Genomic DNA, 15,348 nt, shown 5'->3' with positions numbered 1-15,348 from the left:
GCGGGGCGTTTCGGCGAATTCCCTTGCATTCCTGCGTCAAATGGCAAATCCGCTTGACCTTTGGGGGTGCGTTCTGTTGAACCGCCCAGACTGACGCGATGACGGTGGTGACGGAATGGAAGACAACAACCGCAATTTGATCCTGGCAACGGTCCTGTCGTTTCTGGTGATCCTGGTATGGTATACGGTCTTCGCCCCCGAACCCGTCTCCGACCAGCCCTCGGGGCAGCCGCTGACGGAACAGGTCGTGGGCGACCAGCCGCTGGCCACCCCCGGAACGGGAGCGGCCACGACGGCCCCCGCCGACCTGGCGGCCGAGCCGGATGCCGCAGAACCCGCCGGCCGGGTCGCGATCCAGTCATCGGCGCTGTCGGGGTCCATCTCGCTGGCCGGCGGTCGTATCGACGACCTTCTGCTGACCCGCTATCAGGAAACCCGCGACGAGGGGTCTCCGGACGTGCGGCTGCTGACGCCGTCCAGCGCGACGGCCGATGACAGCATTCCCGTCGACAGCGCCCAGTACAAACCCTATTACGCCGTCTATGGCTGGACCCCCGGTCCGGGCGTGGATGCAAGCCTGGTTCCGAACCCCGCGACCGTCTGGACGCTGGAATCGGGCGAGACGCTGTCCCCCGGTCAGCCGGTGACGCTGGCATGGGACAACGGCGCGGGCCAGATCTTCCGCCGGACCTTCGCGCTGGACGACAACTATCTGTTCACCGTCGGCCAGAGCCTGCAGAACAACGGCGATGCCGCGTTCTCGGCCGCGCCCTACGGCATCATCGCGCGCCATGGCCGCCCCGACACCCAGAACAACTTCATCCTGCACGAGGGCGTTGTCGGCATGGTCGACGGCACCCTGGTCGAGATGAAATACGACGACGTCGCCGAACTGGACCCGATCGACCGCGAAGGCCGGGCCGAGGTCTATAACGTCACCGGCAACGGCTGGATCGGCTTCACCGACAAGTACTGGATGTCCTCGCTGGCCCCCGCGCCCGGCCAGGCCTTCACCGCGGTCGTGAAATACGCCGACGGCGCCGACATCTATCAGACCGAGGCCCGCTTCCCGATGCAGACGGTGGAGCCCGGCACCCAGCTGAGTGCGGACAGCTACCTGTTCGCCGGCGCCAAGGTCTGGGAGGTCATCCGCGGCTATGAGGAGACCCCCGGCATCCAGCGCTTCGTCGATTCGATCGACTGGGGCTGGTTCTACTTCCTGACCAAGCCGATCTTCCAGCTGCTGCACTGGCTGCACGGCATCATCGGCAACATGGGCTGGGCGATCATCGCGCTAACCTTCGTGCTGAAGACGCTGGTCTTCCCGCTGGCCCGCAAGTCCTACATCTCGATGGCGAAGATGAAGGAACTGCAGCCGCAGATGGAGGAGATCAAGAACCGCACCGGCGACGACCGGATGAAGTTCCAGAAGGAAGTGATGGAGCTCTACAAGCGGGAAAAGGTGAACCCGGCCGCGGGCTGCCTGCCGATCCTGCTGCAGATCCCGATCTTCTTCTCGCTCTATAAGGTGATCTTCGTCACCATCGAACTGCGCCATGCGCCGTGGTTCGGCTGGATCCAGGATCTGTCCGCGCCCGACCCGTCCAGCCTGCTGAACCTTTATGGCCTGCTGCCCTATGGCGTGCCGGCGCAGGGGACGCTGCTGCACTCGGTCACGCTGCCCGCGCTGGCGATCGCCCTGGGCATCAGCATGTGGATGCAGCAGCGTCTGAACCCGGCCCCCACGGACGCCGCGCAGAAGATGATCTTTGCTTGGATGCCGTGGATCTTCATGTTCATGCTGGGCGGCTTCGCCTCGGGTCTGGTGCTGTACTGGATCACCAACAACGTGATCACGATCCTGCAGCAGTACACGATCATGTCGATGCACGGGCACCGTCCGGACCTGTTCGGCAACATCAAGTCGTCGATGCCCACGCGCAAGCGTCCCGGCAACAAGCCCGGCGCAGGAAAGTGACCGCGCATCTGGCCCTGATCCGCCGCCATCCGATCAAGTCGGTCGGCGGAGAGGGGCTGGAGCAGGTCACCCTGCAGGCCGGCCATCGCCTGCCCGGCGATCGTGAATGGGCGGTGCTGACAGAGGCGGGGGAACGCCACGCTTTGGCCCACCAGACCGACGGGCAGCCGGATCGCTGGCTGCCCAAATCCTGCTTCCTGCGCGGCGTCGTCTCGGCCGACCTGCAGGCCATCGTTGGCGGGTGGCGGGACGGCATGCTGCACCTGTCCCATCCGCGGGCTGGCACGCTGGTGCTGGGCCCCGCCACGCGGGGACAGCAGTTGATCGACTGGTTGCGCCCGCTTTGGCCGACCGATGCCCCTGCCCCCACCCGGCTGGTGCATGGTGCGGCTGTCTGGACCGACCAGAAGCGGCCCCTTGTGTCCATTCTGTCCCTGTCCAGCCTGGCTCAATTGGAGGCCCAATGCGGCCAGGCCCTCGGCACGCATCGGTGGCGCGGCAACCTGTGGGTCGATGGCTGGGCGCCCTTTGCGGAGCGCGACCTGATCGGCCGCACCATCCGCATCGGCGCGGCAGAACTGCGGGTCACCGACCATGTCGGCCGCTGCGACGCCACCAGCGCTGATACCGACAGCGGGACGCGCGACATCGACATGGTCCAGACGCTGGACCGGCTTTACGGCCACACCGATTTCGGCATCTTCGCCGAGGTTGTCACCGGCGGTCCGGTCCGCCTGCAAGATCAGGTCCACGCATGAAAGTCGCCTTTCCCACCGCCCCCGATCCCGAAGCCTCCAAGGCAGAGCAGGCTCGCCTGCTGTTCGCGGGGCCGGTCGATTTCGTCAAGGGCGTCGTCCACATGGACGGCCTGCCGCCGCCGAACCGTCCCGAAGTCTGCTTTGCGGGCCGATCGAACGTAGGCAAGTCCAGCCTGATCAACGCGCTGACCGGCCGCAAGGGACTGGCCCGCGCGTCGAACACACCGGGCCGCACGCAAGAGATCAACTACTTCGCCCTGGGCGAGCACTCCTATCTGGTCGACCTTCCGGGCTATGGCTTTGCCAAGGCCCCCGTCGCCGTTGTCGCGAAATGGCAAGCGCTGCTGAAATCCTACCTGGCCGGGCGTCAGACCCTGCGCCGCGCGTTCTGCCTCATCGATTCGCGCCATGGCGTGAAGGATGTCGACCACGAGATCATGACCCTGCTGGACCGGTCCGCGGTGCCGTTCCAGGTGGTGATGACCAAGACCGACAAGCTGGGCCCGAACGCCCTGGCCCCGGTCCTGGACCAGGTGCGCGAAGCGTTGCAGAAACACCCTGCCGCCTATCCGGAACTGGTCGTCACCAGCTCCGAAAAGAACCAGGGCATCGCCACGCTGCGCGCGATCATCGCCGGGCTGGACTGATCGGCGCATGCGTCCTAGGGTCCGCCCCGTCAGATCGGGGCCCCAAGGATGAGAACACAGAACATGAACCGTGACTGGATCGCCACCGCACGCACCCTATCCGAAGCCCTGCCCTACCTGCAGCGCTATTCCGGGGCGGTCGTCGTGGTCAAGTTCGGCGGAAACGCCATGGGCGACGACGAGGCGATGGCCGAATTCGCCCGCGACGTCGTGCTGATGAAGCAGGTCGGCATGAACCCGGTCGTCTGCCATGGCGGCGGGCCGATGATCAACGACCTGCTGGGTCGCCTTGGCATCGAGAGCCGCTTTGTCCGCGGCAAGCGCGTCACCACCAAGGAGACCGTCGAGGTGGTCGAGATGGTGCTGTCCGGCCTGGTCAACAAGCGCATCGTCCAGGCGATCAATGACGCAGGGGGCCGCGCGGTCGGCATCTCGGGCAAGGACGACGACATGATGGTGTGCGAGGCCGACGACCCGGAACTGGGTTTCGTCGGTCGCCCGGTCGAGATGAACGTCCAGATCATTCGCGACCTGTATACCGCCGGGATGATCCCGGTCATCGCCCCCGTCGCCACCGGCATGGAGGATAACGAGACCTTCAACGTCAACGGCGACACCGCGGCGGGGGCCATCGCCGGCGCGCTCAAGGCCGACCGCCTGCTGCTTTTGACCGATGTCGCGGGCGTCAAGGACGCGACCGGCCAGGTCGTCACGCAGCTGCATCCCGACCAGGTCCGCGCGATGATCGCCGACGGCCAGATCGCCGGCGGCATGATCCCCAAGACCGAGACCGCGCTGAAGGCGCTGGACGACGGGGTGCGCGCGGTGGTCATTCTGGACGGACGCGTGCCCAACGCCTGCCTGCTGGAGCTGTTCACCGAACACGGCGCCGGATCGCTGATCCGGACCACCGAACCGCGCGTGACCCCGCGCGGCCTGCGTCAGGTCGCCAGCAGCCTGTGATCGGGGCATGGCGAAGGGCGCTTGCCCCTTCGCCAGCGCCTGTGGCAGGCTGCCGAAACCGACAGCATGGCACAAAGAGGCAGCATTTTCATGACCCCACTTGGACACAGACGCCTGATCCTGACGCGTCATGCGAAATCGGCCTGGGACGATCCCACCCTGGACGATCACGACCGGCCGCTGAACGACCGCGGCCGCCGGTCCGCGCGCGCCCTGGGCGACTGGCTGGCCAGCCGCGGGTATGAACCCGAGGAGGTCCTGTGTTCGTCCTCGGCCCGCACGCAGGAAACCTGGGCCGTCATCGCCGGTGCTCCCCTCGAGGTACGGCCGCTGATGAGGATCGAGCCGGGCCTGTATCAGGCGGGCGCGGAAAAGATGATGGCGGTGCTGAAGACGGCGACGATGCCGACGGTGATGATGCTGGGCCACAACCCGGGCATTTCGGAATTCGCATCAATGCTGCCCGCGCGCCTGCCGATGGACCCGGATTTCCGCCGCTATCCGACCGGCGCGACGCTGGTGGTGGATTTCCAGATCGACAGCTGGGCCGACCTGCAGAAGGGTCAGGGCAGCGTGATGGATTTCGTGCGCCTGGACGGGCGCATCTGAGGATGTCCGGCGGGGGCTTTGCGCCCCCGCCGTCGATCAGTGACCCAGGATCTGGCTGAGAAACAGCTTGGTCCGCTCGGATTTCGGGTTGTTGAAGAAGTCGGTGGGATTGTTCTGCTCGACGATCTGACCCTGATCCATGAAGATCACCCGGTTCGCCACGGCCTGCGCAAAGCCCATTTCGTGGGTGACGCAGATCATGGTCATCCCCTCCTCGGCCAGCTCGATCATGGTGTCCAGGACCTCCTTGATCATCTCGGGGTCCAGGGCGCTGGTCGGCTCGTCGAACAGCATGATCTTGGGCTGCATGCACAGCGACCGGGCGATGGCCACGCGCTGCTGCTGGCCGCCCGACAGCTGGCCCGGATATTTCCCGGCCTGTTCGGGGATCTTGACCTTTTCCAGGAACCGCATCGCGGTCGCCTCGGCCTGCTTGCGCGGCACCTTGCGCACCCAAATGGGCGCCAAGGTGCAGTTCTCCAGCACGGTCAGGTGCGGAAACAGGTTGAAGTGCTGAAAGACCATGCCGACTTCGGAACGGACCTTGTCGATATTCTTGATGTCGCTGGTCAGTTCGACCCCGTCGACGACGATATGGCCCGCCTGATGCTCCTCCAGCCGGTTGATGCAGCGGATCAGGGTCGATTTCCCCGACCCCGACGGACCGGCGATGACGATCCGTTCCCCCTTGTGCACGGTCAGGTCGATGTCGCGCAGGACGTGGAACGTGCCGTACCACTTGTTCATGTTGCGGATGTCGATGGCGACCTCGTCGCTGACGGTCATCTGGCTGCGGTCGATGCGGCGTTCGATGTGTTCCATAACCAGGGTCCTTACCTGTGGTCGCGTTGCAGGCGGCGTTCCAGATACATCGAGTATCGCGACATGCCGAAGCAGATGAGAAAGAAGATGGCGCCGACGAAAATGAACGGCTCCCAATAGATGCCCTTCCATTCGACATTGGCGCGCACCGCGTCCGACATGGATTTCAGCGGATCATAGAGCCCCACGAAGGTCACCAACGTCGTGTCCTTGAACATGCCGATGAAGGTCGACACGATCCCCGGGATCGAGATCTTCAGTGCCTGCGGCAGCACGATCAGGCGCTGCGCCTTCCAGTAGTCCAGGCCCAGGGCATCGGCGGCCTCGTACTGCCCCTTGGGCAGCGCGGCCAGACCGCCGCGGATCACCTCGGCCATGTAGGCGGCGGCGAAGATCGTCACCATGATGATGACGCGCAGGATGATGTCGAAATTGGTGCCCGGGGGCAGGAAGTAGTTCAGCAGCAGCGAAGCCACGAACAGCAGCGTGATCAGCGGCACGCCGCGGATGAATTCGATGAAGATCACCGCCAGCGACTTGATCAGGAACATGTCCGACTGACGCGCCAGCGCCAGAACGATGCCCAGGGGCAGTGACAGCGCGATGCCCGCCACGCCGATGGTCAGCGACAGCAGGAAGCCTCCGAAACGGTCCGACCGCACCGCGTCGATCGACAGCGGCAGCAGCGCCTCGGCATCGCGGGCCGCGTCACCTGCCAGCACCAGCCAGAACAACACCGTCACCAGGATCGCCACGACCGTCGCCAGCATCGGCGACACGCGCGACAGCGCCCGCCAGGCAAGCCAGCCCAACAGGGGCCCGACCAGCACGAAGATCGGCCCCCAGAGGGTGCCGCCCCACAGGAACCATACGCCCAGCAGCGGATAGACCAGCGAGAAGGGCAGCATCCAGCTGATGTTGCGCTCTGATGCGACCAGTCCCGCGACAAGCACCGCGGCCGCAAAGATCAGCCAACCCGCCGGTGCGCCCAGCACGACCATCGCCCACAGCGTGACGACGGCGGTGATGCCCAGCACCACGCGGCGGATCGACAGCGAGGCCGAGAACAGCACCGGCGCCAGCGCGACCATCAGCAGGCCGAAGGTCATCGTGGGCCGCCAGTACAGCTCGACCGGATAGAAGCCGAAGACGTACTGGTTCCAGCGTTCGCGGATCACCGCGAAACAGGCGCCGCGGGCGCCCTCGCCCCAGGTGGCCGCGATGATCGCGCGGCATTCGTTCAGGCTGGAGGCGTTCCAGACCGAATGGGCGAACCAGTCCCAGAAGGTCGAGACCAGGAACCAGATGATCAGCGCCCCCAGAAGGGTCAGCACCGTGTTGACCGGCCCCGAGAAGAGGTTCGTCCGCAGCCAGCGGATCGCCCCCGATTCGCGAACCGGCGGCGCGGCCGAGGGCAGCATGGTGTCGCGCACGAAGGGCACGGTCTGGGCGTGGGTGTCGCTCATCTCACCGCTCCTTCAGTTTGACGCGGGCGTTGAAGACGTTCATCCCCGCGGAAATGATCAGGCTGAGGGCCAGATAGGTCAGCATCATCAGCACGATGGCCTCCAGCTCGCGGCCGGTCTGGTTCAGCGTCGTCCCCCCCAGGGTGCCGCGCAGGTCCATGTAGCCCACGGCGATCGCCAGCGAGCTGTTCTTGGTCAGGTTCAGGTACTGAGAGATCAGCGGCGGAATGATCACGCGCAGCGCCTGCGGCAGGATCACCAGGCTCATGGTGCGGTTCGGGCGCAGGCCCAAGGCGAATGCCGCCTCGGACTGGCCGCGGCTGACGGCCAGGATGCCGGCGCGCACGATCTCGGCGATGAAGGCGGCAGTATACAGCGTCAGCGCCAGCCACAGCGCGACCAGCGAGTTCGACACGTTCAGCCCGCCGGTGAAGTTGAAGCCCTGCAGCGTGGGCGGCTCCAGATGCAGGCCGAAATACCAGATCAGCAGCAGCGACGGCACGATCATCACCGCCAGCGACATCCACCAGGTGGTGGGCCGGCTGCCGGTGCGGTCCTGCACGTCCTGCGCCCAGGACGCGATCATGCGGCGTGCGAACCACCCCCCCACCAGCACCACGACAAAGGCGATGGTGGCCCAGTTGAAGGTGATGCGCGCGCCCAGGTCCAGGCTGCCCGGATCGTTCGTCATCGCCAGCGTGGGCAGCGCGGTATAGCGGTTCGTCAGCGCCACGTGGTCAAAGAGGATCATCCCCGATGTCGCGGCCTCGCCCCGGAAGGCGTTGGGCGGCGGCAGGATCTCGGTGAAGATCGCATAGACGATCAGGATCCACAGCAGCAGCGGCATGTTGCGGAAGATCTCGACGAAGACGGTCATCAGCCGGGCGAACAGCCAGTTCTTGGACAGCCGCGACACGCCCACGATCACGCCCAGGACCGTCGCCGCGATGCAGCCCAGCACCGCCACGATCAGCGTGTTCAGCAGGCCCACGACCGATGCGCGCAGGTGCGAATCGTCGGCGGTATAGGGGATCGGCGTCTGCGGGATGTCATATCCCGCGCGCTGGAACAGGAACCCGAAATCGAAGCTTTTGCCCATCAGGGCCAGGTTGCGGATCGTGTTGTCGACCAGCCACCAGGCGGCGGCCATGACCAGAATGAACACGATGACCTGAAATGTCAGGGACCGATACCGCTGGTCGTTGACCAGCATGCTCAGCCGGAACGGCGGCGTCGCCGTTGCCCGGATGTCCGTCATCTTTCTTACCCCTGTCGCCTGCCATCGGCTTTGCGCCGTTTTTCACTTGGGCAGGATTATCGTTGATGGAGGGTTGGGGCCGGGCCCATCATGGGTCCGACCCCCGGTCGTGTCAGCCGATCAGCGGAACGGCGGTGCGTAGAGCAGGCCGCCCTGGGTCCATTGCGCGTTCAGGCCGCGGGCCAGGCCGATCGGGGTCTGCTCGCCGATGTTGGCGGCAAAGATCTCGCCATAGTTGCCGCCCGCCAGGATGGCACGGCGTGCCCATTCTGCGTCCAGGCCCATCATCGCGCCCAGCTCGTCCGTGGTGCCCAGAAGGCGCTGGACCTCGGGGTTCTCGGACGACCGGACCAGCTCCTCGATGTTGCGCGAGGTCACGCCGTATTCCTCGGCGGCGATCAGCGCGTTCAGGGTCCAGCGGGCGATGTCGCCCCAGTTGCTGTCGCCATGGCGCACGGCCGGCCCAAGGGGTTCCTTGGAGATGATCTCGGGCAGGATGATGTGGGTTTCCGGGTCGGCAAAGGCCGCACGGGTGGCCGCAAGGCCCGACGCGTCGGTGGTATAGGCGTCGCAGGCGCCGGCCATGTACTGCTGCTCGCCCTCGGCATTGCTGTCGATGTTGACGGGCGTGTAGGTCATGTTGTTGGCGCGGAAATAGTCGGCCAGGTTCAGCTCGGTCGTGGTGCCGGTCTGGATGCAGATCGTCGCGCCGTCCAGTTCCTTGGCCGAGGTCACGCCCAGATCGGACCGGACCATGAAGCCCTGGCCATCATAATAGTTCACCCCGATGAAATCCAGCTTCAGGTCGGTGTCGCGCGAGTAGGTCCAGGTCGAGTTGCGGGCCAGGACGTCCACCTCGCCCGACGACAGCGCGGTAAAGCGCGTCTGGCCGGTGGTCGGCACGAACTTGACCTTGGCGGGATCGCCCAGGACGGCTGCGGCCAGCGCGCGGCAGAACGCGACGTCAAAGCCGGTCCAGTTGCCGCTGGCGTCGGGCGCCGCGAATCCGACCAGGCCGGTGTTGACGCCGCAGTTCAGCTCGCCGCGCTCCTTGACCTGGGCCAGCGTCGACCCCTCCTGGGCCATGCCCATGCCTGCCAGCAGGGTCGCCGCGGCCGCCGTCCCCAGGAAAACCGATTTTTTCATAGTTACCTCTGTGTTGGAGCGCCCGCGGCCGATCGGTCCGCGAACGCTGATGCGGACCCTTCGGGGGGTCCTTGTCGGCATAGCACGACAGCGGCTGCCGTCCTATTAGGCGGTATTGTGCCGATACAAGTTGCCGCGTCAAGAACCCCGTCCAGTCGCGCAAGCGCTTTCAACCCCGGCGGGACAGGCTCCACAGCCGTTCTGCCGAAAGTATGGACAGGCGCCGGCCCTCGGCCGCCTCGGCCGCCTCTTCGTCCGCGCCCCATCGTTCGGCTTGGAAATCCTCGTCGATGCGGGACAGGCGGTGCGCCTCGGCTCCGTCGATGCGACCCTCGATCACCGCCAGGCCCAGGATCAGCGATCCGGGAATCGTCACCAGATCGTGCAGCGCGGTCAGCCCCCACTGGTCCTGCGCGCGTACACGCGCATGCAGGCGGTCAAGCGCGCCTTGGTCCTGATCGATGGGAATCACCCCCTGCGTGACCCGCAGCGGCGCGTCCAGATGCCGGGCGGACCAGTCGATCAGCGGATCCCATTCGCGCGCCTGCAGGTCGATCAGCGATTGCGGATCGGTTGCCCGATGGGACAGCAGATCGGTGCCGCCATAATTGGCAAGCATGGCCGCGACCGCATCGAATTGCGGGGCCACCTTCTCGACGGCAGAGTTCACGGCGCGGGTCAGCGGCATGGTCTGCGGCGCGATCACCTCGCCCTGGGCCAGCCATTCGTCTGCCACGGCGCGGGCCAGCGCCTCGGTCGGCAGGACCAGCGCATGCTTTCCGGGCGTCCGCAGGACGCGGCTGTCCAGCATGATCTCGAACCCGCCATCCGCGGGTCGCAGGTCCGCATCGGTCCAGAACCTGCGCGCCTTCCATTCGCTCATGCCGCCCACTCCTCGATGGCCGTTGTCAGTCCGGTAAAATCGTCCAGGATCCGGATCGCCCCGGCATCCTGCAGCGCATGCGCGGGGTGATAGCCCCAGCTGACGCCGAAACCGGCCAGCCCGGCCGCCCGCGCCATCTCCATGTCAAAGCTGGTATCGCCGACCATGACGGCGCGCCCGGCCTCGGTCCCCGTCTCGGCCAGGGCCGCGTGCAGCATCGAGGGATGCGGCTTGGAGGGATGCCCGTCCGCCGTCTGCAGGCTGAGGAACCGCCCCTGCAGACCGTGCGCTGCGATCATCGCATCCAGGCCCCGGCGCGACTTGCCCGTCGCCACCGCCAGCAGCAGGTCGTCGCGGTCGGCCAGCCGGTCCAGGCATTCCATCGCGCCCGGATACAGCGGCGCGGCACTGTCCAGCCGCGCGCGCATGAAGCTTTCCTTGTAGCCCGCCACGATCCGCGCCTGCGTGTCCGCATCGACGTCCGGCGCCAGCTGGGCGACCGCCACGGGCAGCGACAGCCCGACGATGGACAGGACCTGCGATTTCGGCAGCGGCGTCAGGCCGACCTGGTCAAAGGCAAAGCCCATCGCGTGGGTGATGTGGTTCTGGCTGTCGACCAGCGTGCCGTCGACGTCAAAGACGACCAGCCTCATGCGTCATCCGCAAACGGATCGTCGGGCACGTCGTTCTCGTGCCAGCCGACGGATTTCCAGGTCCTGCCCATATGGTCGGGCAAGGGCGCGGTGATGGTCATGCGTTTCTTGGTGATCGGATGGTCGAAGGTGATCGAGCGCGCGTGCAGGTGCAGCTTCTTGCTGATCTCTCCGCCCAGCTGCGCGCCCCAGCCATCGCCCAGATTCTCTTGCCCCGATCCGCCGTACTTGCCGTCGCCCACGATCGGATGGCCCAGTTCGGCCATATGGGCGCGCAGCTGATGGGTGCGGCCCGTGATCGGCACCAGCGCGCACCAGCTGGCCCGCGTGGCCAGCGCGTCCAGCACGGCGTAATCGGTCGTGGCGCGTTTCGCGCCCTCGGTCGCGTCGATGTCGCGGGGGTGGACGGCGATCATCTTCTCGTTGTCGCCGCCCCGGCCCTGCCCGCCCTTGACCAGGCCATAGCGGATCGTGCCCATCCGCGGATGCGGCACGCCCGCGACCGCCGCCCAATAGATCTTGCGCGTGGTGCGCGACCGGAACGCCTCAGACAGGGCCCGCGCCACGCGGTCGGTCCGCGCCAGCAGCAGGACGCCCGACGTGTCCTTGTCCAGCCGGTGCACCAGCTTGGGACGCTCCTTGAACCCGAACAGCAGCGCGGTGGTCAGGCCGTCGACGTGACGCCCGCCCAGCCCGCTGCCGCCCTGGCTGGGCAGACCTGGCGGCTTGTTCAGCGCGATGATATGCTCGTCCTTCCACAGGACGGCGGCCTGGATCATCTCGGCATCGCTGTCGGTCACACGCGGCCCAAGCGGGCGTTCGGACCGTTCGGCCGCGGGGCCGGGTTCGGGCAGCGGCGGCACGCGGACCTCCTGGCCCGGCGCGATGCGGGTGGCGGCCTTGACGCGCCCCCCGTCGATGCGCAGCTCTCCCTTGCGGCACATCTTCTCGATGGCCACTTGCGACAGCTGCGGAAAGCGTTTCTTCAGCCAGCGATCCAGCCGCATCTCTGCGTCGTCGTCGCCGACAATGATGGTCTGCACGGCACTCATGCCCAAATCCCTCGTCCCAAGGCCAGTCCGGCCATCACGGCCGCCAGCGACAGCAGGACCGAAAGCCCCACATAGGCCAGCGCCATGACGCCCTGACCCCGTTCCCACAACGTCAGCACATCCAGCGAAAAGGCCGAAAACGTCGTGAATCCCCCCAGCACGCCGGTCAGCAGGAACGGCGCCCAGGCATTGCCCAGCCTGTGCGCCAGCAATGCGGCCAGCAGCCCCATCGCAAAGCTGCCCGCCACATTGACCAGCAGCGTCGCCGACCATGCCAGCGGCATGACGCGATAGATGGCATAGCGGCAGGTCGCCCCGAGGGCCCCGCCAATGGCGACTTGCAGAAAGGGGTTCATGCGCGCGTCTGTGTGGCCCCGCGCGCGTAAAGTCAACCGCCGCGCTTCAGCCGCTGGCTGACGAACCAGTCCAGGCGGCGTTTCAGCTCGCGTTCGAACCCGCGTTCGACGGGCGTGTAGAGGACCGGGCGCTTCAGCCCGTCGGGGAAATAGTTCTGGCCGCTGAACCCGTCTTCGGCGTCGTGGTCATAGGCGTAGCCCGCGCCGTATCCCTGCTCCTTCATCATCTTGGTGGGCGCGTTCAGGATATGGGCGGGGGGCATCAGGCTGCCCGTGCGCCGGGCCTCGGCCCGCGCGTTCTTGTACGCCGCGTATCCAGCATTCGATTTCGGCGCCAGCGCCAGATAGATGACCGCCTGGCCAAGGGCCAGTTCCCCCTCGGGCGAACCAAGCCGCTCGTACAGCGCCCAGGCATCCAGGCAGTGCCGGGCGGCGGCAGGATCGGCCAGGCCGATATCCTCGATCGCCATGCGCGTGATACGCCGCGCCAGATAGCGCGGGTCCTCTCCCCCCTCCAGCATGCGCGCCAGCCAGTACAGCGCAGCGTCCGGGTCACTGCCCCGCACCGACTTGTGCAGGGCTGAGATCAGGTTGAAATGCTCCTCGCCCGACTTGTCGTACTTGGGCGCACGCTTGTTCAGACGTTTCGCCAAGGCGTCGGGATCGACCTTGCCCTCGACCTTCCAGGCGGCCACCTGCTCGATCAGGTTCAGCGCGGCACGGCCGTCGCCATCGGCCATCTCCAGCAGGGTGTCGCGCGCCTGCGCCGTCAGGGGCAGCTTGCGTCCCAGTTCGCGTTCCGCGCGTTGCGCCAGCAGCTCCAGATCCGCCAGCGTCAGACGCTCCAGCACGACGACCTGGGCCCGCGACATGACCGCGGCGTTCAGCTCAAAGGACGGGTTCTCTGTCGTGGCGCCGACCAGAAGGATCGTGCCGTCCTCCATATGCGGCAGAAAGCTGTCCTGCTGCGCCTTGTTGAACCGGTGGATCTCGTCGACGAACAGCAGCGTGGCGCGACCCTGGCTGCGCCGCAGGCGGGCAGCGTCAAAGACCTTCCGCAGGTCGGGCACGCCGGTAAAGATGGCGCTGATCTGCACGAATGCCAGATCGGTCTCGTCCGCCAGCAGGCGGGCGATGGTCGTCTTGCCGACGCCCGGCGGGCCCCACAGGATCAGCGACGACAGGCTGCCCGACGCCAGCATGCTGCCAAGCGGCCCGTCGGGGCCCAGCACCTTCGCCTGACCGATGACCTCGGACAGGCGGGTGGGTCGGATGCGGTCGGCCAGCGGCCTTGCCCCCGTCCCGGACGGGGGGTCTGCCTGCGGTGCGGTATCGAACAGATCTGCCATGACGCGGCCATTCTAGGCATGTCCGGGCAGGCGCGACAGCCCTGTTCGCAGGGCCATCGACGGTCAGTGCATCTTGGTGGCCAGGTCGATCGCCACGCACTGGAACTCACCGTCGTCGATGAACAGCGGACGCCCCAGGGCGACGGCGGACAGGCCGCAGCGACCGTACCAGCGCGGCCAGTTCGACCCGGTCAGCGCGATCAGCTTGGTCGCGCCCATGTCTCGGGCCGATCCGGTCATCGCCTCGACCATCTTGAAGTGCACCTTGCGCCGGTACATCTGCGGGATGGAGTGGCTGACGAACACGCGCGAGCATTCCCACACATGCGGGTCGACGGGCGCCTTCTCGAACAGCAGGTCCTGGGGAATGCTGCCGCCCAGGATCCCCTCCTGCGCGTCGCGGATCATGTAGGAATAGATGCCGCAGCGCGCGGTCGTCGGGGTCAGGCGGATTCCGGCCAGAACTTCGGTCCGGTCATGGATGGCGATCCAGCGGCTTTGCGGGGTGTCATACTGGTCGAACTCCATATCCTCGGATTCGGGCAAATCCCAGTTCTTCTGGATAATGAAGCTCTGCTTCCGGGCGCGAAACAGGTTGGCAAACAATTCGCCGTGGTTGTGAAGATTTGAAAAAGAAAGTGTTGTCGTCTGCATCTGATACTCCTGGGGTGTGAGGGCACCCTTCCTCGCCTCGCGGACCCCTTGGGCGACACATCTACAGCAAACGGTATTCCTTGGCCCTCTGCAGCGCCTCGGCGGTCGTCCGCGCCTTCAGGCGTTCCCGGACAGAAATCAACCTTGCCTTGAACGCGCTTTCGGTAATACCAAGCTTGGCAGCCGCTGCTGCATGACGATCCCCCTCCGCAATGCATCGAAGGGCTTCTTTCTGAGCCTTTGTCAGGCTCGCAGGCGGCTCGGTCATGTCGTGAAGCCGCCGTACCGTGGTCGAGATCTCCTCGATCTCGGCATCGGAAAGTTCGCGATCAGCGCGCGCGAAGGACGCGATGGTGCGCGATGCGATCGGACCGTGGGACACGGTCAAACCGAAGATCAGCCCGTGATCTGCGGCATCCTTGAGGATGTTGAACGGGTCTGGGATCGGCAGCGCGGACCACCGGCAGGCGCCGGTCGTCGAGAACCCCCAGGCGATTGTCGGATCGCGCAGGGCATAGCCGTTCTGGGAATAAAATTCGGACCATTTTTCGTCATAGGTCTGAAACTGCATCAGCGGTGCAGCGAAACGGATATGCAGCCCAACGAAATAGCCGGACAGGGCATGCTTGCCCAGCTTTCGGAGATCTGCATTTATGTCTGCACGAGATGACATGGCTTTTTGGATATGTTGAAATGATTGAGGTCAAGGTTCAAACAAGTTGTGACCCATCGAAGTTTCGATTTGGTTAACGTC

Annotated in this window: 16 protein-coding genes; 5 read left to right on the top strand and 11 right to left on the bottom strand. The window is 65.9% G+C overall.

Annotated features, from left to right (window positions below):
* Nucleotides 1-115 precede the first annotated feature (115 nt).
* The 5 genes from yidC (at nucleotide 116) to LZ686_RS17550 (ending at nucleotide 4,955) form a co-directional block, all read left to right on the top strand.
* Complete coding sequence (yidC, locus tag LZ686_RS17570; RefSeq protein ID WP_148911427.1) at nucleotides 116-1,978, top strand: membrane protein insertase YidC; 1,863 nt, start codon at nucleotides 116-118, stop codon at nucleotides 1,976-1,978.
* Nucleotides 1,975-2,736 carry an MOSC domain-containing protein gene (locus LZ686_RS17565; protein ID WP_349548612.1) on the top strand — a complete coding sequence of 254 codons (762 nt, stop codon included), beginning with the start codon at nucleotides 1,975-1,977 and terminating at the stop codon, nucleotides 2,734-2,736. Before yidC ends, LZ686_RS17565 begins: the two co-directional genes overlap by 4 nt.
* The gene (gene yihA / locus LZ686_RS17560) at nucleotides 2,733-3,383 is read left to right on the top strand and encodes a ribosome biogenesis GTP-binding protein YihA/YsxC (RefSeq protein WP_045982133.1); all 651 of its coding nucleotides are present in this window, start codon (nucleotides 2,733-2,735) and stop codon (nucleotides 3,381-3,383) included. Before LZ686_RS17565 ends, yihA begins: the two co-directional genes overlap by 4 nt.
* A gap of 63 nt (nucleotides 3,384-3,446) precedes the next feature.
* Nucleotides 3,447-4,346 carry an acetylglutamate kinase gene (gene argB / locus LZ686_RS17555; RefSeq protein WP_045982134.1) on the top strand — a complete coding sequence of 300 codons (900 nt, stop codon included), beginning with the start codon at nucleotides 3,447-3,449 and terminating at the stop codon, nucleotides 4,344-4,346.
* A 90-nt stretch (nucleotides 4,347-4,436) separates the two neighbouring features.
* The gene (locus LZ686_RS17550) at nucleotides 4,437-4,955 is read left to right on the top strand and encodes a SixA phosphatase family protein (protein WP_045982135.1); all 519 of its coding nucleotides are present in this window, start codon (nucleotides 4,437-4,439) and stop codon (nucleotides 4,953-4,955) included.
* Between the two features lie 36 nt (nucleotides 4,956-4,991).
* Here the strand turns inward: LZ686_RS17550 and LZ686_RS17545 are convergent, their stop codons facing one another.
* The 11 genes from LZ686_RS17545 to LZ686_RS17495 form a co-directional block, all read right to left on the bottom strand.
* Nucleotides 4,992-5,777 (bottom strand): amino acid ABC transporter ATP-binding protein, encoded by a 786-nt coding sequence (locus tag LZ686_RS17545; RefSeq protein WP_045982136.1) that lies wholly within the window; start codon nucleotides 5,775-5,777, stop codon nucleotides 4,992-4,994.
* Nucleotides 5,778-5,788: 11 nt separating this feature from the next.
* Nucleotides 5,789-7,243: an amino acid ABC transporter permease gene (locus LZ686_RS17540; protein WP_045982137.1), complete on the bottom strand. Its 1,455-nt coding sequence runs from the start codon at nucleotides 7,241-7,243 to the stop codon at nucleotides 5,789-5,791.
* Between the two features lies 1 nt (nucleotide 7,244).
* On the bottom strand, nucleotides 7,245-8,501 hold the full coding sequence (locus tag LZ686_RS17535) for an amino acid ABC transporter permease (protein ID WP_349548611.1): 1,257 nt from the start codon (nucleotides 8,499-8,501) through the stop codon (nucleotides 7,245-7,247).
* Nucleotides 8,502-8,621: 120 nt separating this feature from the next.
* Entirely contained in the window at nucleotides 8,622-9,647 is a 1,026-nt protein-coding gene (locus LZ686_RS17530) for an amino acid ABC transporter substrate-binding protein (RefSeq protein WP_045982139.1), read from the bottom strand.
* Nucleotides 9,648-9,816: 169 nt separating this feature from the next.
* Nucleotides 9,817-10,530 carry an ATP12 family chaperone protein gene (locus LZ686_RS17525; RefSeq protein WP_349548610.1) on the bottom strand — a complete coding sequence of 238 codons (714 nt, stop codon included), beginning with the start codon at nucleotides 10,528-10,530 and terminating at the stop codon, nucleotides 9,817-9,819.
* Nucleotides 10,527-11,183, bottom strand: a complete 657-nt coding sequence (locus tag LZ686_RS17520) for an HAD-IA family hydrolase (RefSeq protein WP_273742591.1) — start codon at nucleotides 11,181-11,183, stop codon at nucleotides 10,527-10,529. Before LZ686_RS17520 ends, LZ686_RS17525 begins: the two co-directional genes overlap by 4 nt.
* On the bottom strand, nucleotides 11,180-12,235 hold the full coding sequence (locus LZ686_RS17515; RefSeq protein ID WP_045982142.1) for an RluA family pseudouridine synthase: 1,056 nt from the start codon (nucleotides 12,233-12,235) through the stop codon (nucleotides 11,180-11,182). The genes LZ686_RS17520 and LZ686_RS17515 overlap by 4 nt, the downstream gene beginning before the upstream one ends.
* On the bottom strand, nucleotides 12,232-12,591 hold the full coding sequence (gene crcB / locus LZ686_RS17510; protein ID WP_046000107.1) for a fluoride efflux transporter CrcB: 360 nt from the start codon (nucleotides 12,589-12,591) through the stop codon (nucleotides 12,232-12,234). Before crcB ends, LZ686_RS17515 begins: the two co-directional genes overlap by 4 nt.
* A 32-nt stretch (nucleotides 12,592-12,623) precedes the next feature.
* The gene (locus LZ686_RS17505; RefSeq protein WP_045982144.1) at nucleotides 12,624-13,940 is read right to left on the bottom strand and encodes a replication-associated recombination protein A; all 1,317 of its coding nucleotides are present in this window, start codon (nucleotides 13,938-13,940) and stop codon (nucleotides 12,624-12,626) included.
* Between the two features lie 63 nt (nucleotides 13,941-14,003).
* The gene (locus tag LZ686_RS17500) at nucleotides 14,004-14,594 is read right to left on the bottom strand and encodes an acyl-homoserine-lactone synthase (protein WP_045982145.1); all 591 of its coding nucleotides are present in this window, start codon (nucleotides 14,592-14,594) and stop codon (nucleotides 14,004-14,006) included.
* A 61-nt stretch (nucleotides 14,595-14,655) separates the two neighbouring features.
* The gene (locus LZ686_RS17495; protein WP_045982146.1) at nucleotides 14,656-15,267 is read right to left on the bottom strand and encodes a helix-turn-helix transcriptional regulator; all 612 of its coding nucleotides are present in this window, start codon (nucleotides 15,265-15,267) and stop codon (nucleotides 14,656-14,658) included.
* Nucleotides 15,268-15,348 lie beyond the last annotated feature (81 nt).

This window comes from Paracoccus sp. NFXS7 (genome assembly GCF_040148865.1).
Classification (GTDB): domain Bacteria; phylum Pseudomonadota; class Alphaproteobacteria; order Rhodobacterales; family Rhodobacteraceae; genus Paracoccus; species Paracoccus marcusii.
The sequence above is the reverse complement of the archived record's forward strand: the minus strand, read 5'-3'. Positions and strand labels throughout refer to the sequence as shown.

What these genes read in the sequence shown, in the direction of transcription:
- LZ686_RS17505 (WP_045982144.1), bottom strand. Translation starts at nt 13,940, where the DNA reads ATGGCAGATCTGTTCGATACCGCACCGCAGGCAGACCCCCCGTCCGGG.
- LZ686_RS17550 (WP_045982135.1), top strand. Translation starts at nt 4,437, where the DNA reads ATGACCCCACTTGGACACAGACGCCTGATCCTGACGCGTCATGCGAAA.
- LZ686_RS17545 (WP_045982136.1), bottom strand. Translation starts at nt 5,777, where the DNA reads ATGGAACACATCGAACGCCGCATCGACCGCAGCCAGATGACCGTCAGC.
- crcB (WP_046000107.1), bottom strand. Translation starts at nt 12,591, where the DNA reads ATGAACCCCTTTCTGCAAGTCGCCATTGGCGGGGCCCTCGGGGCGACC.
- LZ686_RS17530 (WP_045982139.1), bottom strand. Translation starts at nt 9,647, where the DNA reads ATGAAAAAATCGGTTTTCCTGGGGACGGCGGCCGCGGCGACCCTGCTG.
- LZ686_RS17515 (WP_045982142.1), bottom strand. Translation starts at nt 12,235, where the DNA reads ATGAGTGCCGTGCAGACCATCATTGTCGGCGACGACGACGCAGAGATG.
- yidC (WP_148911427.1), top strand. Translation starts at nt 116, where the DNA reads ATGGAAGACAACAACCGCAATTTGATCCTGGCAACGGTCCTGTCGTTT.
- LZ686_RS17535 (WP_349548611.1), bottom strand. Translation starts at nt 8,501, where the DNA reads ATGACGGACATCCGGGCAACGGCGACGCCGCCGTTCCGGCTGAGCATG.
- LZ686_RS17540 (WP_045982137.1), bottom strand. Translation starts at nt 7,243, where the DNA reads ATGAGCGACACCCACGCCCAGACCGTGCCCTTCGTGCGCGACACCATG.
- LZ686_RS17495 (WP_045982146.1), bottom strand. Translation starts at nt 15,267, where the DNA reads ATGTCATCTCGTGCAGACATAAATGCAGATCTCCGAAAGCTGGGCAAG.
- LZ686_RS17520 (WP_273742591.1), bottom strand. Translation starts at nt 11,183, where the DNA reads ATGAGGCTGGTCGTCTTTGACGTCGACGGCACGCTGGTCGACAGCCAG.
- LZ686_RS17500 (WP_045982145.1), bottom strand. Translation starts at nt 14,594, where the DNA reads ATGCAGACGACAACACTTTCTTTTTCAAATCTTCACAACCACGGCGAA.
- argB (WP_045982134.1), top strand. Translation starts at nt 3,447, where the DNA reads ATGAACCGTGACTGGATCGCCACCGCACGCACCCTATCCGAAGCCCTG.
- LZ686_RS17525 (WP_349548610.1), bottom strand. Translation starts at nt 10,530, where the DNA reads ATGAGCGAATGGAAGGCGCGCAGGTTCTGGACCGATGCGGACCTGCGA.
- yihA (WP_045982133.1), top strand. Translation starts at nt 2,733, where the DNA reads ATGAAAGTCGCCTTTCCCACCGCCCCCGATCCCGAAGCCTCCAAGGCA.